We start from the raw sequence: 22332 nt of genomic DNA, 5'->3' as shown, positions 1-22332 counted from the left end.
TGTGAAATGTGGTATGGAATTCTTAAGGATTATCCTTTAAAAATTACTGTTTTTCGAAATATTGTGAGTATTTTTGAAGCTAAAGTATCCGTAACTAATTATTGATTTTAACTTCTATGATTTTAATTGTTGATGACAACCAAAGTAACCTTTATTCACTTCAGAAATTACTTGAATCTAAGGATTTTCAGGTCGAAACGGCCAGCTCAGGTGAAGAGGCTCTTGGTAAAGCGCTGAAAAAAGACTATGCCTTAATTATTTTAGATGTTCAGATGCCGGATATGGACGGCTTTGAAGTGGCCGAAACCCTTTCGGATTACAGCAAAACGAAAGACGTACCTATCATATTTTTATCAGCTGTCAATACAGAAAAAAAATTTATTACACAAGGTTATGCTTCTGGTGCTAAAGATTATGTCACCAAACCTGTAGATCCCGAAATACTTTTGCTTAAAGTAAAAACATTTTATAACCTTCAGGAACAGAATCTTGCCATGAAAAAAACACAGCAGAATCTTGAACTTGAAGTGAAGGGGAGAAGAGAATCCCAGGTTACTATGAAATCCCAGATAGATCACTTTCATCTGATGCTGGAGTCCCTTCCTCAGATTGCATTTACCCTTAATGGGGACGGAATTGTGGATTTTGTGAATGGTAAATGGTATCAATATTCCGAGACAGAACAGAATTTCCCGGAAACACATCCTGATGATCGAGATATAAAAGAAGAATTGGAGAGATGCAGGAAGAAAGGAATAGCACTGGAATTAGAAATCAGGATTAAAAATATTATTTCAGATAAATACCGTTACCATTTACTAAGAATAACGCCTGTATACGATGAAAACCGTATTAAAAACTGGGTAGGAACATTTACTGATATTGACGATCAGAAAAAAGTAGAAAAGGAAAAAGATGAGTTTTTAAGTATTGCGAGCCATGAATTAAAAACCCCATTAACCAGTATTAAAGCATATGTTCAGCTATTGGAAAGAAAGCTGAAATTAGATAAAGAAACTCCTGAAGCAGGATTTGTTACTAAAGTTCAGGGACAGATTGAAAAACTAAATACCCTGATAACAGATCTTCTGGATGTGTCAAAAATTGAAAATGGCAAACTTAAAATTAATAAAAAGCCCGTTAATCTGGAAAGCGTCATCAGTAATGCCGTTGAAACAATATTACAGACCCATGATGAACAACTGGTAAGAATTGAACGCCACGGAACAAAACCTGATATTTTAATCCCATTAGATGAGATTCGTATAGAGCAGGTACTCATTAATTTTCTTACAAATGCTATAAAGTATTCACCTGACAATAACCAGGTAATTGTGACAACATTTGTAGATAAAGAAGCCCAGGAAGTCAGAGTAAATGTGACTGACTTTGGAATTGGAATTCCTGATTTTAAACAGGACGCCGTATTTAAAAAATTCTATCGTGTAGAAGAATCGTCATTGCAGTTCCAGGGAATGGGAATCGGACTGTTTATATGTGCTGAAATTATCAAACAGCATCATGGAAGTGTTGGTGTTTCCAGTATTGTAGATGAAGGGTCTACATTTTATTTTACTCTACCTTTAAATTAATTTTCATGCCGAAAAAAATTATACGAAACCTTCAGTTTGGGATAGGACTTTCTCTTCTGATTTTAATAGCGAGTTCAGTGGCCTCATACTGGAGTATCCAAAATCAGATGAACCACCGTGAAAGTCTTTCCCAAAGCAGACGTTCGGTGACAGCAGTGAAAGATGTTTTGGTGGCTCTGCTGGATGCAGAAACGGGGAACAGAGGCTATCAGCTTACCGGAAGGGAAGATTTTCTGGAGCCCTATAAACGTGGTGTAAGAGAATATTCTAAAGCTTTGGTACAGGCAGAATCATTAGGAGTACAGGATAAAAACCAACAGGAAAGACTGGCTGGATTAAAACTCGCAGTAGATCAGGTGATGAATAATCTGAAAAACCTGGTGGAAAACAGACGAAGAGGAGTTGTGATGACTCAGCAGCAGATTGTAACGGGTAAAGCTTATATGGATGAATGCCGCAAAATTGTAAAAGATTTTGTACAATATGAGGAGAGCCAGGTTGAAATTAAAAATAAAGACTTAACACGTTCCTCAGAAACAACGGTTGTATTTATTGTTTTTTCTGCGCTGGCTGCAGTAGTAGTAACTGCATTTTTCTATTTTAAAATGCGTGCCGATCTTATCAGAAGAGATGAGCTGGAGAAAATGCTTAGAGATAAAGATCAGGAAATGACACGCCGTGTAAGTGCTATTCAGAAAATTGCAAACAGAGTAGCCAATGGTGATTACAGTGAGAAAGCAGTGGATAACGCAGAGGATGATCTTGGAGGCCTTGTAGAATCCTTGAATCATATGACCGAATCCCTGAAAACATCTTTTGATAAAATTAATAAAAGCGACTGGCGTCAGAAAGGCCTTGCTTTACTGAATGAATCCCTGGTGGGTAATAAATCAGTACAGGAAGTCTCCGACAAGGCTTTACATCAGTTGATTGAATATGGAAACTGCATCAACGGTTCATTATATCTTTTTGACGAAGGTATTCTAAAGCTTAATAAAGCATTTGGATTAGAAACCAATATGAAAAGAACTTTTGAACCTGGAGAAGGAATGGTGGGGCAGTCTTTCCTGAATGCTAAAACACAAGTGTATAATAATCTTCATGAAGATGATTTTGTAGTAACCTTTGCCAGCAGTACCATTAAAATCTATGGAATAATTCTGATCCCTATTTTCGCAGATGGACATGCCATTGGAGTACTTGAATTAGGATCCACTTCCAATTTTGAGGAAGATCGAATCAGTTATTTTGAAGAGTGCAGTATAAATATCGGAATAGCCCTGAATGCTGCCAAAGGAAGAGAAAAAGAGCAACAACTCCTTGAAGAAACCCAGGCTCAGTCTGAAGAATTACAGGTACAGCATTCTGAGCTTGAAAATCTCAATACTGAATTGGAAGCTCAGACACAAAAGCTTCAGGCCTCAGAAGAAGAGCTAAAAGTACAGCAGGAAGAATTGATGCAGGCCAATGCAGAACTGGAAGAACGCTCAAGATTATTGGAAGAAAAAAATCATTTAATTGCGGAACGCAATAATGAAATTCAGAAAAAGGTAGAGGAACTGGCACTCAGCACAAAATATAAGTCTGAATTTTTAGCCAATATGTCTCACGAATTGCGGACACCTCTTAATTCAATCCTTCTTTTATCAAGATTAATGGCAGAAAATCCGGATGAAAACCTCAATGAAGATCAGGTAGAATCTGCCAGAGTTATTCAAAGCTCAGGAACCAGTTTGTTAACTTTAATAGATGAAATTCTTGATCTGGCAAAAATAGAATCCGGTAAAATGACTCTGGAATACCAGAAAGTGACAGTTGAAGACATCGTAAAAGATCTGAAAAGCCTTTTCAATCCTGTATTTCAGGAGAAAGCACTTCCATTCAATATTCAGATTGATTCAGACGTACAGAAAGTGATTGAAAGTGACCGTCTTAAAATTGATCAGGTCTTAAGAAACCTGTTGTCTAATGCTTTAAAATTTACAACCAAAGGAAGCATTGATTTACATATCAAAAAACATTCTGAAAAACCTGAATTTATCATATTTTCAGTAAAAGATACCGGAATTGGCATTGCAGCAGATAAGCAGAAAATTATCTTTGAAGCATTCCAGCAGGCTGATGGATCTACAAAAAGAAAATTCGGAGGTACTGGTCTGGGACTTTCAATAAGCCGTGAAATTGCAAGACTGTTAGGTGGTGAACTAGCTCTGGAAAGTGAAGTGGACAAAGGAAGTGAATTTATTTTTATTATTCCTGTACATCCGGCCGCTGAAATCGTTCATTCCGAGACTGATCAGGATCTGGTGGAAATCATTCGCGAAGATGTTGAAGAAATCCAGAATATCCTTGATAATGGAGAGGTAGTTCAGGTAAATACCTTAGAAATACCTGATGATGTGGAGGATGACAGAGAAAATATCCAGGAAGGGGATAAAATCATTCTTATTATTGAAGATGATACCAATTTTGCAAAAGCTTTACTGAAATATGCCCATTTACAGAACTATAAAGGGATTGTGGTGGTAAGAGGTGATTATGCCCTTTCTGCGGCTCAGCAATATCATCCTCATGCAATTCTACTGGATGTTCAGCTTCCTGTAAAAGATGGATGGGAAGTTATGGATGAACTCAAGTCGGACCCTGATGTGAAGCATATTCCTGTCCATATGATGTCTGCCCTTCATGTGAAAAAAGAAAGTCTTATGAAAGGTGCGGTTGATTTTATTAATAAGCCTGTGGCTCTCGATAAAATGACTGACGTATTTAAGAAAATTGAAGAAGCATTACAAAAGGGACCTCAAAAAGTTTTGATTGTTGAGGAAAATGCCAAACATGCCAATGCATTGTCTTATTTTCTGAGTAATTTCAATATTTCCTTATCGGTGGAACACAATGTTGAAGATAGTGTAAAAGCACTTACTTCAAATCTTGTTGATTGTGTTATCCTGGATGTTGGGACCGCAAAAGGAAATGATTATCATATTATTGAATCCATCAAAAGCTATGAGGGGCTGGAGAATCTTCCAATTATTATTTTTACTGAACATCATTTATCAAAAGAAGAAGAACTTAAAATAAAACAATATGCCGATTCTATTGTTGTAAAAACGGCACATTCTTATCAAAGAGTTTTGGATGAAGTAGGGTTATTCTTACATCTTGTGGAAGAAAAAAATGGTTCATCAGAAAATAACAGAGGCAGGATGCTGGGTTCTTTAACGGAAGTGCTGAGTGGAAAAAAGATACTTATTACCGATGATGATGTACGCAATATCTTTTCTTTAACCAAAGCCCTTGAAAAATATAAAGTTGAAGTAATTGTAGCTATGGATGGTAAGCATGCCCTTGAACAGATTAACCAAAATCCTGATGTAGATGTTGTTTTAATGGATATGATGATGCCGGAAATGGACGGTTATGAAACGATTAAGGTAATAAGAAAAATGCCAGCCTTTAAAAAACTGCCTATTATAGCTATTACTGCTAAATCTATGATCGGAGAGCGTGAAAAATGTATTACGGCAGGAGCTTCTGATTATATCTCAAAACCAGTAGATATTGATCAGTTATTATCGCTCCTTCGTGTTTGGATGTATGAAAGTTAAACAGATAAAATTCTGATGGATAAGAAAATCTTAATTGTGGATGATGACCCACGCAATATATTTGCATTGAAATTAACTCTTAAAGCGCGTGGATATGCAGTTGAATCCTGTACAATGGCCCAGGAGGCTCTGGAAATACTGAAATCCGGATCCGCATCTTATATCGTTCTGATGGATATGATGATGCCGGGAATAGACGGTTATGAAGCAGTCAGGATGATAAGGAATACTCCCGAAATCAAACATGTTCCTGTAATTGCGGTAACTGCACAGGCAATGCCAGAAGACCGTGAGAAATGTATGGAAGCAGGAGCAGATGATTACATATCAAAACCGATTGATGTTGATCTTTTAATAGTAGCAATAGAAAAAATTTCATAGATGCTGGAACCAAGTATCGTAAAAGATGAGGAAATAGAATATCTGATCAGAGATGTTTATGAGCTTTATGGCTATGATTTTTCAGGCTATAGCAGAGCTTCATTTAAAAGAAGAGTAAATCGTATATGCCTCTTAGACAGGTTTACAAGTTTTGCAGAGCTTAGATATACCATTATCAATGATATTGAATATTTAAAACGTTTTGTAGAGGAAGTTACGGTGAATGTTACAGAAATGTTCAGAGATCCCTCTTTTTTTAAAGCCTTACGGGAGAAAATATTACCTCAGTTAGGTACCTATCCGCTGATCAGGATATGGATTGCAGGATGCTCCACAGGAGAGGAAGCTTATTCTATAGCAATTCTACTGAAAGAAGCAGGTCTTTATAATAAGTCACTGATTTATGGAACTGATTTGAATCCTGCTGTTCTTGAAACGGCAAGAGCAGGTGTTTTTCCTCTACAACAGATGAAACTTTATTCAGAAAATTATATGCTTTCCGGTGGAGTAAAAGATTTTTCTGATTATTATACGGCCAACTATGACAGCGCAAGATTTGATAAAAGCTTGCAGGAAAAACTGATTTTATCAACTCACAACCTTGTATCAGACAGTTCTTTTAACAGTTTTCAACTGATTATTTGCAGAAATGTACTGATTTATTTTGATAGAGAACTTCAGGAAAGAGTTTTCAGACTTTTTGATAACAGTCTGGAAAATTTGGGCTTTCTTGCGCTGGGAGCAAAAGAAACCTTGCGGTTTTCTACTATAGACAAGAATTATCATCAGGTTGAAGATCAGAAGATCTGGAAAAAAATCGACCATCATTAATATTTGCTGCGATGAAATCACAAAAAAACACGGAATTAATTGTTATCGGAGGATCAGCAGGAAGTCTTCAGGTTATTATTGAAATGATTAAAAATCTGGATGATAAAATTCCTATTCCCATTGTATTGGTGATTCATCGTAAAGCACAATCTGGAGATATTCTCAGGACTTTATTGCAGCAGTTTACAAGAATACCAGTGGTAGAGGTTGAAGATAAAACAGACCTGAAAGAGAATACCATATATCTTGTTCCAGCTGATTATCACTTATTATTTGAGAATAATAAAAATATGTCATTAGACAGCTCTGAAAAAATGAATTATTCGCGTCCTTCCATAGATGTGACATTCAGATCTGCAGCAGAGATCTACGGGGAATATGTAATTGGGGTTCTTTTGTCGGGAGCTAATGCTGATGGAGTAGAAGGGTTAAGTTATATCAAAAAGCATCATGGAAAAGTCTGGATTCAGGATCCTGAAACAGCAGAAGTGGATTATATGCCCAGGCATGCTATAGAAGAAATTGATTATGATTTAATTATCACACCTGGTACTTTAGCAAGTTATATAAAACAATTATAATATTTAAGAATATAAATAATCTAAATAAGATGAGTAAAAAGAAAATTTTAATTTTTGATGATGATGCAGCTATTTTAGAAGTGATCACCATCATATTTGAAGAAAACGGGTATGATGTAAAAATCTCAGAAACATCACACGATATTCTTGAGAAAGTGGCAGATTATCAGCCGGATGTCATTTTGATGGATAACTGGATTCCAAAAATCGGAGGGGTAGAAGCAACAAAACTTCTTAAAAGTACGGAAGCTTTTAAACACATTCCGGTAATTTATGTTACAGCCAATAATGATATTGTTGCTTTAGCATCAGAAGCGCAGGCTGATGATTATGTTTCAAAACCATTTAATCTGGATGATCTTGAAACAATGGTAGCAAAGCACATAAAAGAACAAGTCTGATAGATATCAAACTATTCAACAATAAAATCTCTCAAACAGTTGAGAGATTTTTATTTTTTTTCAAGACATGTTATCAGCTGGTTTTTCGTTAGCGAACGAGTATTGATTTGCTGAATTAAAGAAGATAAAAAAAGATATAATGATGGATTTTCCAGGATTTTATCCGAAAATGTTCGGACAAGTATTAATTTTTTTGAAACAACATTCTGTACAACCACATATTCATTGTTGACATTGATATCAATATTCAACTCCTTTTTAATAACCAAACTGAAGTATTCATCAATTAACTTTTTATCGTTGTTTAACTGCAATGGTTCGGTTTTGATTCGGTCCATGACAACTATTTTATTGTTTATTTTAAACAAGTTTTATGCCGTAGATAACCTATAAGATCAATAAATAAGGTAATTATCTCCTGTAAATTACTTGGAAATTTTTGATTTTTTATGAAATAGGATCATTTCATTTTTTCTTAGTATTGCTATTAAACCCTGGTCAGTGAATTGAAAAGCATATCCAATTTTCACTCTGATAACAATACCCCATTAAGTGAGATCTTGATTCATATAATTTCTAGAACTCGGATTATCTCCAGGAACATTTATACCTGATAAAATCTTGTGTCCTAAATAGAATAGTAAGTGAACTGAGTCTTTTGGAATATGAAGCTGTAAATTGTAGGAATTAATCAATTCATATTTCCACTTATATAATAGGCAATGATTCATCATTTCTTGTAAATCATTATTTAAAAGTGCAAGTGTTACAGTGATTTCGTTATTGCTTAATTCTTGCTGAGGCAGCTCCATTGCTAGTTTTATTTTTTTGATGAATTAACAAGCAGTATGCCATAATATAGGCTGATAATTAAATGTGGTATTTATTTTTTAACAGATTATGACCATTACTATGTACCTTTAATTAAACTAGTTTAAAATATCATTTTGATATTCAACCTCCTAATGCCCTTGGAAGTTTTTTCATACCACAAAAAGAATGATTTCCTTAAACAGTGATCTAATTGGCACGTCCATTGTTAATATATAAAAGAGTTTTGAAGAAGAAAACTTGTTTAACACCACTCGCATAACTTATATTTCGTTTTTGAAATTTTGCCTCCCTATTGACACGGGAGGCTTTTTTAATATGAGTATGGAAGTTTTTTTGTGAATTTTTTATGTGTCAGGTTCTGTCGTATTATGCATGTTTTGTTTATTCCATATCTATATCTGATTTTGTTACATGGAACGTTCAATTATACACATGGAAATCTGATGCGCCAAGAAATAGGACAGGAAGATAAAAAACTCCTAATTTAATTTTGTTTATTTTTCCTAAATTACTGGACTATAAATAATGACATCAGACGATCAATATCATCACTATAGACTGCCTGTTCCAAAAGAATTTGAGACGGTGTTTTCTCATTTCTATTTTGCAGAGAACACTTCGACAAATCCTATAATCAAAACTCTGCTGCCATCCTTTCAGACTATTATGGTGTTCAATTTCGGTAATAAAGCCCGGTTGGTTTCCAGTGCGCAAAATGAAATTGAAGTAGATAAGTGTATCGTACTTGGTCCAATAAAGTCTGCTTTTGAATATACCCTTACCCCCGGATCGCAAATTTTAGTGGCTAATTTCAAAGATGATGCTTTTTATCGCTTTTTTGGCCAAGCATTTCTTTCTGATCATCTGCCAATACATCCTGATGAATCAATGGAAGAAAATTGTTTTACCTATTTGTGGCATCAATTAAATGACATCCCAAACATTTCAGATAAGGTAGATTGTATTCTCGATTTTTGCAGACCTTATCTAAAACTGCAAGACACTACTGCCGCTTTGCTGAGCAATTTTAAAGACGATACCCTAAATCCCATCAAAACTATTGCAGAAGAAACGGGACAGACGGAAAGGAATGTACAATTGATGCACAAAAAGCATTTTGGATATAGTGCCAAAGAAATCAGCCGATACAAGCGTTTTGTAAAAGCAATCAGGCAAATAGAAGACGTTCTTTTGTCATCAAAAAATGTGGATTGGTTTGAAATTGTAAATGAATGCGGATATTATGACCAAAGCCAGCTTATCCATGATTTTAAGCATTTCATCAATCTTTCTCCTAAACATTTTGTAAGATTCCAGCAAGATATTTGTCAGGTTTCAGGTGGGTAGCCTTTTCGTTTTCTTACAATTTTTCCGTTTGCATTCATCCTACTTTTGTTTTGTTCAATTACTTAAAAACAAACAAAATGAAACATCTTATTATTTATGCCCATCCTAATAAGGCAAGTTTAAATCATCTATTTAAACAAACGGTTGAAGAAACATTACAGCAACAAAAGCATGAAGTTATAATCAGGGATTTGTACCAGCTTAATTTTGATCCGGTGTTGTCCCTTGATGATATTAACGGACAACGCAGAGGTATCGTTAATGAATCCATCAAAACTGAGCAGGAATACATTGCCTGGGCGGAAGTGGTAACATTTATTTATCCGATATGGTGGACAGGGATGCCGGGCATTATGAAAGGCTACATTGATCGGGTATTTAGCTATGGATTTGCCTATAGGTACGACAACGGTATACAAAAAGGACTCTTGGCTGGCAAGGCCGCTTATATTATCAATTCGCATGGAAAATCAAAAATGGAATATCAGGAAATAGGAATGGATAACGCCTTAAAGCTAACCTCAGACACTGGTATTTATACATATTGCGGTTTCGATATCAAGCAGCATTTTTTCTTTGGGCGTGCTGACCGTGCGACTTCAGAGATTATAGAAGCATGGAAAGCAGAAATAATTGATGCTTTTACCATTAGTAAACTTGATGATAAAATAGAAGAGGAAATAAAAAAAGAAATACCTCATCAACAAAAAATAGCAGGTGTACAATAATATACAAGCCTTCTTTTCAGAGGGCTTTTTATTATATTGGTGAACATCTAGTTTATAAAAATTCAGTGCAAATTATTATTTAAATCAAGATTCTTCAATCCAAATAGAGAAACTTTATTATCACTATATAAAGTTTCAAGGCTTGAACCTATACTTTTTTCTTGTCTATACAAACAAAGTCTACCCTGATTTTTACACAAGATAGACTTATATATGAGATAAGTAGATTTCTTATTTTGGATATACTGATGCAATAAATTGCTTGTCAGTAGCGGATAAAACAGTATTATTACCAACACTGAATCCATTTGTAGTCAGCGTTGAACTGATGCTGTAATGCATGATTGATAACTTATCATAAGCACTATACTGCGTTTGAGAAGTTGAATATTTTGCAAAAAGGTTATTGTCTACCTGAGCCTGAGACCAGTAGTTTGGAGCTCCCGCATAATAAGCGTATACTTTTGGTTTATCCCATGGAATAGCCGCTAAAGGGTGCTGATGCTCATGGATCATTCCCAGTGCATGCCCGAATTCGTGAATCGTTGTTCTGCTAAATTCTGAATCACTTGTTGAATCATTAAACCAGCCAAAATTCATTGTTTCTTTATTGGAAGCTATACTAAGAGCATCTTTTCCAATATATGAATAAGACCCCGCATTAGCAGTGAAGGTAACACGGATCTGTGCTGTGCCAGTGTTGATAAAGTTAAATTTGATGTTGGCATATTGAGACCATTCATTAGCGTATTGCATCACTTTATTACGAACTTTAGTAGTTCCGCCATTAAGGCTTACCGTGATCACACTGCCATTAGGCCATTTTTTACTGGTAACAACTGCTCCTTTTGAAGCAGCTCCTGGTACATATCCTTCTCCGGGAAGATAAACATCTTTACACATGTGCGTGTTTTCAAAACCTGCAGGGATATCCGCTGGCGAGATTGCTTGCAGCATAGAGATTCCTTGTTCTTGTGTAGTTTTTTCGTCTATGCTATCATTTGTAGTATTACAAGATACCATAACCATTGAAATAAAAGAGCCTAATAAGAGTTTCGTGTGTGGTTTCATAAATATTGTTATTTTTAATTTTGGTTCTTTTTTTTAACGATATGAAAACAAATCATATTGTTGGGAATTAAAACTATAATAAAAATTAACATTTCTTGTTATTTTCTTTTGTAAATTAAAATTTAAATGTGTCTACACACATACTACACTTGTTTCAATATCCTTTCCTTAAAGGAATATGAGCAATAAGAAAAAATTTCATTTTAATTTTGGCCAATTTTCAAATTGACACTTTCTCTTAATTATTAGATAAATTTTAGTCAATAGAGTAATATAAAATTGGGTAAAATATTCCCTTTTTTCTTAAGTATTTCTTAAAAAAATCAAAATAAAGTGATTTAAATATGAAAATATTCTTCACTGGAATTTCAATTTGACAATTTATGCTAATCAATACATTCCTTTTTTTGTAATTCTTTCAGCAAAAAAATACATATATTTCATTTCATTATTTCTCCATAGAAACAGATAAAGATTCATGAATGTTTAAAATTAGTAAAGGAGCTCTGTACAGAACTCCTTTACTAGGCTTTCAATATACTATTGATGATTTGTAAGTTATTGAAACATCTTTCGCCATTTGGTTATTGTATTTCTAGAATATCCATGACAGAAAATATTTTTTCCCAAGAGTTTTTCGCATTCTGCTTTTTTATGAAGGAATTAAAATTGGTGAAGATAGAAGAGATATTCTTTTATAACTCAAGGAAGATAATTAAGAAAAAATTTATGTTTTGTTAAACCAGTATAAAAACAAAATCCCCGAATGACTTCGAGGATAAAAACTAATAACCATGAAAACTCAAATTAAACATGAGAATCGGGTGCAAATTTAATACAAATTATGTTATTAGGCAATTGTAGTTATCAATAAATACCATTGTAAATTTGATTTGCTTTTTAAATTATTAAATAGATGCAGGTAAAAACAAAATTAAGATATGTTAATACTGTTTATTTTTGAATTTAATATTGTATAAATGTCATTATGTAATAAATTTTTTATTTAAGAAAAACAGAAAATTACTTTTTTCTTAAAAGATAAAGTTGAACGTGTGGGGTTGAATGGATAATAAGAATGCTATTCTATGGTATAATCTGCTCCATTTGTTAACTTTAAAAACAATTTTATATCTGTGCTAAAGAACAGATACGCTTTTAATATCTATTTTATTAAATTTAAAAAATGATATGCCCAGTTAAACTCAATTTGCACAATATAGGCAGAAAAAGATTTTTTTTTACTTTTTGTCTGCATATTGTCCGGGCATTATACAGAAGGTCAATCTGTTGGAGATGTGTTGCTCATTGTCAACTATGAAAATGATGCTCTTGACTCCGGATTTACAGGATTAAATGTTACAAATGCTACTGCAGCAGATGCCGCTTATATGGTACAGCCTGGAGCAACTGGTAATTATGCCATTGCCTATAAAGTGGTATATGGTGACCTAGGCTATTACTCTAATGAAAACTGGAGAAGTGAAAGCTCAAGTAACCTTTATAAAGTAGCTAATTTTTATCCCGGTGATGAACGCCGTTATGAATTCAGTATATTACTGAAGGACTGGGTGCTCTGGAAGGCAGGAGATCCAACCAATGAAACCAATATTTTTCAGCTAAAAATATCCGGTGGGGCAGGTGTGCCACTCCAAGTGAGAACACAACGAAATGCTATGCGATTAAGATTCGCAATAGATAATAATGTTCCTCCTGTAGATATCATTCCAGATATAAGACCTTATGTTGATCAATGGCTTCACTTCAGAATTGATGTGAAATGGGCGGATAATGATACTGGATATATGAAGACTTATATGAAGCTGCCCAATCAAAGTAACTATGTTTTGGTAGATGATAAAACAAATTATATAACCTATAACAAAGGTCTATTGGGTGGGCATCACGGATATATTAAATGGGGTGTATATGTAAGACCTCCCGATATTACGCGTATTGTTTATCATGACGATATTAAAATTATTTATCTGGGTGGACCAGTTGTTCCTTCCTTTGAACAAAAACCTGCTGGAATAATATATGCCAGTAAAGCTCACTTACCCCGAAATAAATAATTTCGACTATGATATGGCCTGGAAGTTTCAAAGCTTCCAGGCTTGTATGATTGTTTCAAATGATTTCAGTGGCGAAATTCAATGAAAACTCTACGGTAAAAATTTTTTAAATCATAGGAAAGTATAAGCTATCCAATGATGAAGATAAATTGATAAAAATTGAGCTCAAAAGAGATGGCATCAATTAAGAATCAATTGCAAAAAATTAATTAAGATTATAGTTTGCAATCACCAGGCTCAATATAAAATGTACATAATTCTGATCAGTTTCCTGTCTGTTGATCAGCTTATTTTTATATTCGTAAGAATTTAATGCCTGTGTTAATCTTTGATACGTATCAAAGTTGTCATCTTTAATTTTCACCCTTATATTACCATCTTTCCGATTAATAAGTTGATTGTCTAAAGTTCTTACTTTAAATAAAACATTAGATAGTTTCGGACGGAAATTCATTGCCCCAATATATCTTTCAACAATATTGATTTTGAAGGTATCAAATATGATGTTGTGAAAAACAATTTTAGAGTTAGGCTCCTGAGTATTGAGCTCGAGCTTATAATTCATTATAATTTAAATTTTAGTAAAGATAGGCTTCATTATACCAAATAATATTGCCTTGTTAATAGATCATTCTTATAATCATGATAGTACATTATCCGTCATCGGAATGAATGAGTAAAGATAAAGTTTTTTATTGAAAAAAAAGTATGGGAAGATGAAATATAATGGATAAATACCTACTTGGGAATTAAGGTAAAGCTATCAAATATACTATTGCAAGGGCATTTTAAAATTATTTTTAAAATTTAAATATTTCACTTCCAAGAAAATATTTAAACTGATCGTTCACTGTTTTACTCTCAAAACACTCAAAAACTAATAAAATCTGCATGGCTATACGCCGCAAAAAAATGAAAAGCAGTGATATTCCATTATTTTAAAATGCTGTTTAGAGATAAATGGGTATTTCTATCTTACTGATAGTTACATTTTACTACAGTTTTAGCATCCTGATCTTATGATTTCTTCTTTATCAATCATAGACCATAATTGAAATAAAAAAGCAGAGATCAATTCTCTGCTTTTTCTTTTTTAACCGCTTGATGCATAAAAAGGATCACTCCCAATAGCAGTATTGCAATGATAAAGTATCGCCAGGAAAGGTCTTTTTGTTCTGTTACTGTTCCGCTTACGGAAATTATAAAGCTGGTCACTGACGTGATTACATATACCAGTCCGCCCATCAGTCCACCGGCTGTTCCGGCATTCTTAGGAAAATACAACATACTCGTTGTAAAGAATGAAGTAAATAAAACTCCTGAACAGATATGAATAAAAAAGGCAAAAGGAATCATAATATAAAGACTCTCCGTAAAATAGCTGGTAGTGATTAATCCAGCAATCAGTATCAGTTGAAGGATAATAGGTAATAGAATTCTTGATTTAAATTCCAGTCCCAATCTTCGTTTTCCTATAAAGCCTCCAATCATCCATGAAAACCCTAAAATCAAAGTGCAATATCCAATCACTACAGGAGTAAAGTGGAAGGTATTTTCAATAATGAAAGGACCGGTAATATTGAAGAGCATAACAATGGAATAGCTTAATCCCAGAATGATGATGCCTAACATGAAGATCTTATTTTTAAGCATCATTGAATACAGGTTAATGTTCTCTGAAAGATCCAGCTTTTTCTTCTGTGGAAGGCTTTCACCACTGAAAAACCATTCGAACAAGAATAAAAAACCAGCATAAAAGGCAAGGAAATAAAAGTTAGCATGCCAGTTAAACAACTTTTCAAGATAACCCCCAAGGAAAGGAGCGAGGATAGGGCCGCATGACCAGGCAATCGTAAAATAACTCAAGTAATGCTTTACCCGTTCGGCATCATAAATATCCACAAAAATGGCGCGGGTAGCCACAACCAGTACAGAAACAGCAATCCCTTGAAGAATACGAAGCAGACATATTAATAAAATACTGTTGGTCATGGTGATGAAAATACTACTCAGTATCAAAACCAATAAAGCAACCAACTTAGGACGGTAACGGCCAATGCTGTCGAGGATTCCACCTACAAATAACTGTGAAATTCCATAACTCAACAGATAAGACGTTAAAGTGATCTGTATATCTTTTTCCGACACCATCATTTCCTTGGCCATAGAAGGAAAGGATGGCAGATAAATATCAGTCACAAACCCTGAAAGCGGGATAGACACAAAGGCCATAATGGTTATTAATCTGATGCGTTTCTCAGATGCTTCTCTCAACATATTCATTCATTTTTTACTCTGCAAAAATACTTCAAGAATAGAAAATTAAGTTTTAAAAGACAAAGTAAAAATTACAAAATTCAAATATTTAGAAAGAATTCTTAAATTTCAAAGGAGAAGTCTCGGCATGCTTTTTAAAGAAATTGTTGAAGTGGGAAGGCTGTTCAAAACCAAGCGTATAGCCAACCTGTGCAATATCCCAATTCGTATATTTCAGCAGGTTCTTAGATTCTTCAAATATTTTTTCTTTAATAATCTGCGTGGTAGTAAGACTTGTAACCGATTTTACAGATGAATTTAAATGATTGACATGTACATTCAGGTGGTCTGCAAAATCAGAAGCGGTTTTTAAAGCTAACGGATAGGCTGGCGAATCCAGAGGAAACTGCTTATTCAGGAGTTCATCAAACAGTCTGTACAGGCGGACATTAGCAGGAAGTTCATTAAGACTCACATCCTCAACACGGTTTTCAAGGGCAAGATGCAGTACAGAGGCCAGGTTGCTTTTAATACCGCTGCAACGGAAAGGATAGGTGGAATGATTCAGTTTGTGCATCTGCTCAAAGTACATGGTAGCCAGCTGGATCTGTTCCTCATTCAGAAATATAAATGGATTACTCCATTCTTTAAATAATGAAGTTTTTTTAAACAGATTAAACTCTGAATTGACATTAAAGAATTCCTGATTGAACAAACAGGAAAACCCTTCCTGGAAGTCATCTTCACACTCCCAGGTATAAGGAATATTAGGAGATGGGAAAAAGAGAACTGGGCGGTCAACATACGTTGTGTGAGTTCCGTAATGAGCAGTTCCTTTTCCTATGATAAAACAGATTTTGTAATAATCACGCCTGTTATAAGGACTTTTAAAGCTGCAATATTTCCTCGGAATGATGTTGAAGTGGGTCTTTCCGGTCTCAAGATCAGCATCAGATATTTCAAGAATGTTTCTGCGGGTACGTTTGTAGTAGTCTTTTATGGTTTCCAGTTGATCACTCATTTTTCCAGAATTATAAAAATCAAAGATAGGCAAATCTTTCGTTTTTCAGATTTGCCTTTGATAGTTTTTATAATTGATATTGATATAAGATCCTTACTAATTCTTACTGATCTGCATTTCTATAATATAAGAAGGAAGCTGAAAAGGAATTGTTTTAGCATCTTGTTTAATGACAAAGCCAGAGTCTTTCAAAAATTCCAATAAAGGATCTTCTGCAAGAACATTGGTCCAGATGATATCCGTAAATGAAGCTGCAGCACGACATTTTTTCCAAAGAGAGTTACGGGTTTCAGGGCTGTCATATTCCTTAAGAATAACAAAATGAAGTTCTGTGAACCTTTTCTCCTCCGGTGAACCGGGATAGCCGGAACCGCTTTTTAAAATGCCATATCCTATAGGTTTCTCATCAGCATAGGTGATAATAAGCTGATTAGAAAGATTATTCAATTCATTAATCATTTTTCTGGGATCCCAGTTTTCTATATAATGCTGGATCTCCTCTTCTGAAATAAGTTTTTTATAAGTAGTGTTTACAGCAGATTTAATGATGGTAAAAAGATCATCAACACCTTCGTCGGAACCTATGGTAAATTTTGAAACAATATTCATTCTTTTTTCTTCAAAATTATCAGATTAATGCATTCACAAAGGATACAGATCGTTAAAATGTAACCGGTACAGACTCTAATTTTGTAAATTTGTTCAGTACAGATTAATGAGAGACGATGAAAACTTACAAATACGAAGCTTTTACAGCAATCATAGAAGAGCAGATTAGGAAAGGAATTTTACAAGGTGGAGATAAATTGCCCTCCATCCGGGAAATAAAAGAAAAGTATAATCTTAGTATAAGTTCCGTACAAAGTGGTTTCGAATATCTGATGATTAAAGGGTTAATTGAAAGCCGCCCACGTTCAGGCTATTTTGTAACAGAAAAAAAAGAAGAACATATTCCTGAGACAAGGACGAAGCTTCCTGCAGTAGTTCGGGATGAGGGATTTATGAAAAATCTATTGTTGACTTCCAAAAGAATTTCAGAGTCTAGTTCCTTCAATACGGCTGTGCCCGGTGATCTTTTAATTCCTCAGAAGCTGATTTTAAGGACCATGCAGGAGGTGATTCGGGAAAAAGGAGCTTCTTTACTGAGGTATTATCCTTCCAATGGGCTTGAAGGACTGAGGAAACAGATCGTAAAACAAATGGGAAGCAGGCTCAATCCTGATGAGTTGATCATCACAGATGGTGCTCTGCAGGCTCTAACGATTGCATTATGCTCTGTAACCAAGGCAGGAGATGTGGTAGCAGTGGATAGCCCGTGTGTGTTTTCTATCTTGGAAGTAATTGCTAATCTGGACCTGAAGGTTATTGAGATCCCTGTTCATTATAGAAATGGTTTTGACTCCGAATATTTTCGTAAGGTTTGTTTAGAAAATGATATCCAAGCTCTTATCGTTACTCCGAATTTCCATAACCCAACCGGTATAAGGATGGGTGATGAAACTAAGAAAGAAGTATTGCAAATTGCGGAAGATCACCAGATATGTATTATCGAAAATGATATGTATTCAGATCTTTACTTTGAAGAAAAACGTCCATCCACTATTAAAAGTTTTGATGAAAAAGGATGGGTAATGACCTATTCTTCATTTTCAAAAACGCTGGCTCCCGGGATTCGTCTGGGCTGGCTGTATGCCGGGCAATTTTATGCCCGAGCAGAAAGGGCTAAATTTGCATTGGGCAGGTCTGTATCTCCGCTTTATCAAGAACTTATCCTGAAACTGTTACAGGAGAATAGTTATGAAAGACATCTGCGCTCATTTCGTCAAAAATTAAATCACCAAGCTATTCAGTTGCTTGAAGTGCTGAAGAAATCTTTTCCGGAGGGCTCCTATTTTCATAGACCTCAAGGTGGATACAGTATCTGGGCACAAATGCCGGAGAATATAGATATGAAAAAATTTCATAAGTATTGTGAGAAGCATGAAATTTTATTCACACCTGGAAATACATTTTCTCTTACTGATAAGTATGATCACCATTTTCGGGTTGTATTTTCAGAAAGAATTACTTCCGAAAGCCTTCGTTTATTAGAAGGAGCAGGAACAAAAGTTCATGAATTCATTCTCAATGGAAACTAAAATGAAAGAATAGAAAAAGTCTCATTAGCTACAATGTAAGGAAAGTATATTTGTATCAGATGAAAAATAAAGATTTGACGAGTGGTTAGCTCTCTGCCTTATTCAATCAAATATCTGATATTCTTATCAACTTCCAATAGAGGTATTCCATCAGTCATCTGGAAAGAAAAGCCATTGATCCATTTTTCCCTGGCAAGATCAATATCTTCGCCGTTTATCATATGCTTTTGGAAGAAATAGGAAATATCCTGTTCCAGATATTTTTGAGCAAGTTCAAGAAGAAGCTCATCCGTAAACTTTATTTTTTTCTCTTTACAGGTTTTCAATAGTTCCCGCATCAAATCATCCAAAGACTTTTTGGAATTGGTTTTCAGCATAATTTGATTATCCAGCCAGAAGGCAAAAATAGCCCCGCGCTTGTAGGGAACCTTTTCTACATTTCTGCTTTTCCAGAAGTTATCCTTTATTTTATAATTAGGAATATTTCTTTCCGGATTTTTCCAATGGCTTTTGATGACTTCGCTGTTAAAGAGTTTTTGCCATTCATCCATCGAAATATCTTTTATTCTTAATCTGTTTTTATAAGTATAATAATCTGTAAAACCTTCGCTGAACCAATAATTCAGTTCTTCATGTTTATTTTGAATTGTATTCCCAATCCATTCATGCATGAGTTCGTGATGAAAAAGATATTGGTATGAATTCTTATTGTTGAAAGGATTATTCGTCCCTTGGATTATAAATGCGTTTTTGATGGCAGAACCTGTAGTGCTGTATCCTTTATATAAACTGTCTTTTTGGGAAACAGTGGGAGTCATGGTAACCGTAAAATAATCCTGATCATAGTCCTGCCAGAAATCTCTTTGAGATTGTACAGCTTTTTTAAGATTGGAAAATAAGAACTCATCAGTCAATTCGTTATTCCATTGTTCTCTTAAAGCAAAATAGATGGGTTTATCATGTATTGTAAAAGAATAAAACCTGTAGTCACCACCTATAAAAATAGAATTATAAAAACCTTCCCAAAGAACAGTCTTCATTTTCTGTTTGCTGGTTTGAGAGGCAAAATTATTATGAAGCTTGAATCTTTCCGGGAAATTTATCCATTCAATAGAAAATTCAAATTCCTGTTCATCCGGCATTTTTGTAAAGGAGGCCGGAACTACAAAAAGGTTTTTCCCTAAAACATGGAAGAAAGTATTGTTGATTCTGGGGCGGTTGAAGACCTTATAATTAGGATCTGTAAAATCCTGTTTAATATGATAAATCAGAGAAAATTGGGTTCCTTTGTTCTGATGGATCTTTATGGTATTGCTTTCAGGCTTGATTTCAAAAGTAAGATGAGGATTATCTTCCTTTAGTAGGATCAGATTTTTAAAAAGATCATTTTCTCCCCAGTTTTCATTGGCATAAAAGAAGGATAAGGTATCCGACGCTTTTTTCAACTTATAATCTACCTGAACTTTTAAACCATTCTTTGAAAGATCTGCATCATAATAAACCTTATAATTGATCTTGTTTTGTGAAAAAGTAATGAAAGGTAGTATGAGTGCCAGGAACAATAATTTTCTGATCATGGATTAATTCGTTTTTTCCAAATGTAAGATAAAATCCAAAAACAGAAGAAAGATAATGGAGAAGTGTTATCAATAAAACGAAAATAAAGAAGAATAATGAATGTAAAAATCAATAGTAGAATTTGACTGATTCACGATTACAACGGGTTTTATATCCAAATTGAAGGTCAAAAATCGATAAAAATCGGTTCCATAATAGAAATATGTTAAAATTTCGGTCATTTTGCTTAAACTTTTTTCCTTGCTACTAGGCTGGAATCACCATAAAACCTATATTTGCAGCCTAAATTTTTAAATATAATGAAAGAACTAATTGAAAAAATCAACGCAGAATTTGAGGCGTTCACAACTGAGGCAAACCAACAAGCGGAAAAAGGGAACAAAGCAGCTGGTACAAGAGCTCGTAAATCAGCTTTAGAATTAAGCAAATTGTTCAAGGATTTCAGAAAAGTTTCTGTAGAAGAATCTAAGAAGTAATTCAACCTTTAGCCGGCTTTTGTAGCCGGTTTTTTTTATACCTTTATCGCAATTATATTCTCTTGGTTGCGACGACTTCTGAAAATAGCAAAGACATCCATTTTAAAAGAATTTGAAAAATTGAAATATACTTTTGGGGTTTCAATATTAAATTTTCCCTCATAGAGTGGTTATCATCTGTATAATTTGTATTTTAGGAATATCAATTACACGAAAATATGATGAAGCATTTCTGTTTGCTGTTTATCCTCATTTTTAATTTTTATTCTGCTCAAAAAATTCAGGTGGTAGATGCTGAAAATGGAAAACCGATTCCTAATGCAAGAATTCTTCTGCACAATCAGATTGTTTATACTAATGAAGATGGGTTTGCGCCCGTAGATCAAAGCTCAGTAAACTTTGAAATCTCAGCATCGGGATTTCAAAAGGTATCCATTCAGAAATTGTATTCTCCGGTAAAGCTGAAAAGAGGATACAAAAAAATTGATGAAGTAAAACTGATCAAAGTAGATCTGAAAAAAATACTGGAAGATGTCTCCAGTCATTACAAAAAAAGATATTATAATGAACCTTCCCTTTATGATGTTACTTATAAAGAAAAACGGAGTGATAATAACCAAATCCATTTTTTAGTCATTGCAGAAACAAAGCTATGGAGTAAAACTAATTTTTACAATCCCAATAAATCTTTTGATAATAACCTCCAAATGCAGCTGAATAATGTGAAATCTTTTAAAGACCTAAAATCAGACAGTATTTTTGTAAAGGGAATAAAGAAATTTTCTGACGAATATATGGGAAACTATTTCTTTAATTTTGAGCTGACCAGAACCTTGGCCCATGTCAAAAATAAGGCATCAAAATATTCAGGTTGGATGATTTTTGAACAGGGTGACGAGCAATTAATAACCTTTACTATTAAGTCAGGATTAGGAATCGAAATGGAAGGAGAACTGAAATATAATAAGGCTGATAAGGTAATTACGTATTTTGAGATTCATTATTTGCAGGACCAGTATCCAATGGTTAAAAGAAGGACAGGAGAAGGAGAAGAGTTTGATTATCAGTTGGGAAATGCAATACTTGTTTTTGATTTTTATAAAAACGGGGGAGTGTATGTTCCTGCTATGAGCCGGGTTGAAGGCAATAAATATGTTGCTTATTATAAAGGAATAAAGCATGAAAGAAAAATCAGCAGAGAGCTTATTTATAATACTTTTAAGAAATCAGATGAAAAAGGATTAACTCCCAGAGTCGATTTTGATAAAAATATATGGGATAATACCTCAGTAAAAGAAAATAAAAATAGTACGATTTTACTTACTACAGAGGAACAGGCTTTTATCAATAGAAATTGACCGGATTTGGGATCAAAATAAATAAAGCGCATTATGCTGTTGAATTAATATAATAA

The 22332-nt window shown here is 34.2% G+C and carries 19 protein-coding genes; 12 read left to right on the top strand and 7 right to left on the bottom strand.

Annotated elements, in window-relative coordinates; genetic code table 11:
- Positions 1-116: 116 nt before the first annotated feature.
- The 6 genes from AC3HD6_RS18805 to AC3HD6_RS18780 are packed head-to-tail and all read left to right on the top strand — an operon-like array spanning position 117 to position 7394.
- Positions 117-1592: a hybrid sensor histidine kinase/response regulator gene (locus tag AC3HD6_RS18805; RefSeq protein WP_488897727.1), complete on the top strand. Its 1476-nt coding sequence runs from the start codon at positions 117-119 to the stop codon at positions 1590-1592.
- A 5-nt stretch (positions 1593-1597) separates the two neighbouring features.
- A complete protein-coding gene (locus tag AC3HD6_RS18800) occupies positions 1598-5200 on the top strand; it encodes a response regulator (protein WP_488897726.1) in 3603 nt (1200 codons plus the stop codon).
- 15 nt (positions 5201-5215) lie between these two features.
- The gene (locus AC3HD6_RS18795; protein WP_488897725.1) at positions 5216-5581 is read left to right on the top strand and encodes a response regulator; all 366 of its coding nucleotides are present in this window, start codon (positions 5216-5218) and stop codon (positions 5579-5581) included.
- Positions 5582-6412 (top strand): CheR family methyltransferase, encoded by an 831-nt coding sequence (locus AC3HD6_RS18790; RefSeq protein ID WP_488897724.1) that lies wholly within the window; start codon positions 5582-5584, stop codon positions 6410-6412.
- An 11-nt stretch (positions 6413-6423) separates the two neighbouring features.
- On the top strand, positions 6424-6993 hold the full coding sequence (locus tag AC3HD6_RS18785; protein WP_488897723.1) for a chemotaxis protein CheB: 570 nt from the start codon (positions 6424-6426) through the stop codon (positions 6991-6993).
- 29 nt (positions 6994-7022) lie between these two features.
- Complete coding sequence (locus AC3HD6_RS18780; protein WP_488897722.1) at positions 7023-7394, top strand: response regulator; 372 nt, start codon at positions 7023-7025, stop codon at positions 7392-7394.
- 50 nt (positions 7395-7444) lie between these two features.
- Here AC3HD6_RS18780 and AC3HD6_RS18775 read toward each other — a convergent pair whose 3' ends face one another.
- Entirely contained in the window at positions 7445-7732 is a 288-nt protein-coding gene (locus tag AC3HD6_RS18775; protein ID WP_488897721.1) for a hypothetical protein, read from the bottom strand.
- Between the two features lie 1021 nt (positions 7733-8753).
- Here AC3HD6_RS18775 and AC3HD6_RS18770 point away from each other — a divergent pair.
- Together AC3HD6_RS18770 and AC3HD6_RS18765 are read left to right on the top strand one after the other, a co-directional pair.
- A complete protein-coding gene (locus AC3HD6_RS18770; protein WP_488897720.1) occupies positions 8754-9575 on the top strand; it encodes an AraC family transcriptional regulator in 822 nt (273 codons plus the stop codon).
- Between the two features lie 77 nt (positions 9576-9652).
- Complete coding sequence (locus AC3HD6_RS18765; RefSeq protein ID WP_488897719.1) at positions 9653-10303, top strand: NAD(P)H-dependent oxidoreductase; 651 nt, start codon at positions 9653-9655, stop codon at positions 10301-10303.
- A 231-nt stretch (positions 10304-10534) separates the two neighbouring features.
- On the opposite strand, the gene AC3HD6_RS18760 is transcribed toward AC3HD6_RS18765, so the two are convergent.
- On the bottom strand, positions 10535-11374 hold the full coding sequence (locus tag AC3HD6_RS18760; protein ID WP_488897718.1) for a M12 family metallopeptidase: 840 nt from the start codon (positions 11372-11374) through the stop codon (positions 10535-10537).
- Positions 11375-12633: 1259 nt separating this feature from the next.
- Here AC3HD6_RS18760 and AC3HD6_RS18755 point away from each other — a divergent pair.
- The gene (locus AC3HD6_RS18755) at positions 12634-13449 is read left to right on the top strand and encodes a heparin lyase I family protein (RefSeq protein WP_488897717.1); all 816 of its coding nucleotides are present in this window, start codon (positions 12634-12636) and stop codon (positions 13447-13449) included.
- Between the two features lie 205 nt (positions 13450-13654).
- On the opposite strand, the gene AC3HD6_RS18750 is transcribed toward AC3HD6_RS18755, so the two are convergent.
- The 4 genes from AC3HD6_RS18750 to AC3HD6_RS18735 form a co-directional block, all read right to left on the bottom strand.
- Positions 13655-14014 (bottom strand): prevent-host-death protein, encoded by a 360-nt coding sequence (locus AC3HD6_RS18750; protein WP_068943669.1) that lies wholly within the window; start codon positions 14012-14014, stop codon positions 13655-13657.
- A gap of 506 nt (positions 14015-14520) precedes the next feature.
- Complete coding sequence (locus tag AC3HD6_RS18745) at positions 14521-15726, bottom strand: MFS transporter (protein ID WP_488897716.1); 1206 nt, start codon at positions 15724-15726, stop codon at positions 14521-14523.
- Positions 15727-15814: 88 nt separating this feature from the next.
- On the bottom strand, positions 15815-16726 hold the full coding sequence (locus AC3HD6_RS18740; protein WP_488897715.1) for a helix-turn-helix domain-containing protein: 912 nt from the start codon (positions 16724-16726) through the stop codon (positions 15815-15817).
- A gap of 96 nt (positions 16727-16822) precedes the next feature.
- Positions 16823-17335, bottom strand: coding sequence for a hypothetical protein (locus AC3HD6_RS18735; RefSeq protein WP_488897714.1), 513 nt, complete (start codon positions 17333-17335; stop codon positions 16823-16825).
- Between the two features lie 116 nt (positions 17336-17451).
- Here AC3HD6_RS18735 and AC3HD6_RS18730 point away from each other — a divergent pair, with 116 nt between their 5' ends.
- Positions 17452-18864: an aminotransferase-like domain-containing protein gene (locus AC3HD6_RS18730; protein ID WP_488897713.1), complete on the top strand. Its 1413-nt coding sequence runs from the start codon at positions 17452-17454 to the stop codon at positions 18862-18864.
- 98 nt (positions 18865-18962) lie between these two features.
- Here the strand turns inward: AC3HD6_RS18730 and AC3HD6_RS18725 are convergent, their stop codons facing one another.
- The gene (locus tag AC3HD6_RS18725) at positions 18963-20441 is read right to left on the bottom strand and encodes a M1 family aminopeptidase (RefSeq protein ID WP_488897712.1); all 1479 of its coding nucleotides are present in this window, start codon (positions 20439-20441) and stop codon (positions 18963-18965) included.
- Between the two features lie 300 nt (positions 20442-20741).
- On the opposite strand from AC3HD6_RS18725, the gene AC3HD6_RS18720 reads away from it, so the two are divergent.
- Positions 20742-20918 carry a histone H1 gene (locus AC3HD6_RS18720; protein WP_034684091.1) on the top strand — a complete coding sequence of 59 codons (177 nt, stop codon included), beginning with the start codon at positions 20742-20744 and terminating at the stop codon, positions 20916-20918.
- Positions 20919-21136: 218 nt separating this feature from the next.
- A complete protein-coding gene (locus AC3HD6_RS18715) occupies positions 21137-22276 on the top strand; it encodes a carboxypeptidase-like regulatory domain-containing protein (RefSeq protein WP_488897711.1) in 1140 nt (379 codons plus the stop codon).
- Positions 22277-22332 lie beyond the last annotated feature (56 nt).

The organism is Chryseobacterium sp. II3a (assembly GCF_057815135.1).
The sequence above is the reverse complement of the archived record's forward strand: the minus strand, read 5'-3'. Positions and strand labels throughout refer to the sequence as shown.

Excerpts from the sequence above, each read along its gene's own strand:
- AC3HD6_RS18740 (WP_488897715.1), bottom strand. The coding sequence starts at position 16,726 with ATGAGTGATCAACTGGAAACCATAAAAGACTACTACAAACGTACCCGC.
- AC3HD6_RS18750 (WP_068943669.1), bottom strand. The coding sequence starts at position 14,014 with ATGAATTATAAGCTCGAGCTCAATACTCAGGAGCCTAACTCTAAAATT.
- AC3HD6_RS18715 (WP_488897711.1), top strand. The coding sequence starts at position 21,137 with ATGATGAAGCATTTCTGTTTGCTGTTTATCCTCATTTTTAATTTTTAT.
- AC3HD6_RS18725 (WP_488897712.1), bottom strand. The coding sequence starts at position 20,441 with ATGATCAGAAAATTATTGTTCCTGGCACTCATACTACCTTTCATTACT.
- AC3HD6_RS18800 (WP_488897726.1), top strand. The coding sequence starts at position 1,598 with ATGCCGAAAAAAATTATACGAAACCTTCAGTTTGGGATAGGACTTTCT.
- AC3HD6_RS18805 (WP_488897727.1), top strand. The coding sequence starts at position 117 with ATGATTTTAATTGTTGATGACAACCAAAGTAACCTTTATTCACTTCAG.
- AC3HD6_RS18720 (WP_034684091.1), top strand. The coding sequence starts at position 20,742 with ATGAAAGAACTAATTGAAAAAATCAACGCAGAATTTGAGGCGTTCACA.
- AC3HD6_RS18760 (WP_488897718.1), bottom strand. The coding sequence starts at position 11,374 with ATGAAACCACACACGAAACTCTTATTAGGCTCTTTTATTTCAATGGTT.
- AC3HD6_RS18770 (WP_488897720.1), top strand. The coding sequence starts at position 8,754 with ATGACATCAGACGATCAATATCATCACTATAGACTGCCTGTTCCAAAA.
- AC3HD6_RS18780 (WP_488897722.1), top strand. The coding sequence starts at position 7,023 with ATGAGTAAAAAGAAAATTTTAATTTTTGATGATGATGCAGCTATTTTA.
- AC3HD6_RS18745 (WP_488897716.1), bottom strand. The coding sequence starts at position 15,726 with ATGTTGAGAGAAGCATCTGAGAAACGCATCAGATTAATAACCATTATG.
- AC3HD6_RS18790 (WP_488897724.1), top strand. The coding sequence starts at position 5,582 with ATGCTGGAACCAAGTATCGTAAAAGATGAGGAAATAGAATATCTGATC.
- AC3HD6_RS18785 (WP_488897723.1), top strand. The coding sequence starts at position 6,424 with ATGAAATCACAAAAAAACACGGAATTAATTGTTATCGGAGGATCAGCA.
- AC3HD6_RS18735 (WP_488897714.1), bottom strand. The coding sequence starts at position 17,335 with ATGAATATTGTTTCAAAATTTACCATAGGTTCCGACGAAGGTGTTGAT.
- AC3HD6_RS18765 (WP_488897719.1), top strand. The coding sequence starts at position 9,653 with ATGAAACATCTTATTATTTATGCCCATCCTAATAAGGCAAGTTTAAAT.
- AC3HD6_RS18775 (WP_488897721.1), bottom strand. The coding sequence starts at position 7,732 with ATGGACCGAATCAAAACCGAACCATTGCAGTTAAACAACGATAAAAAG.
- AC3HD6_RS18730 (WP_488897713.1), top strand. The coding sequence starts at position 17,452 with ATGAAAACTTACAAATACGAAGCTTTTACAGCAATCATAGAAGAGCAG.
- AC3HD6_RS18795 (WP_488897725.1), top strand. The coding sequence starts at position 5,216 with ATGGATAAGAAAATCTTAATTGTGGATGATGACCCACGCAATATATTT.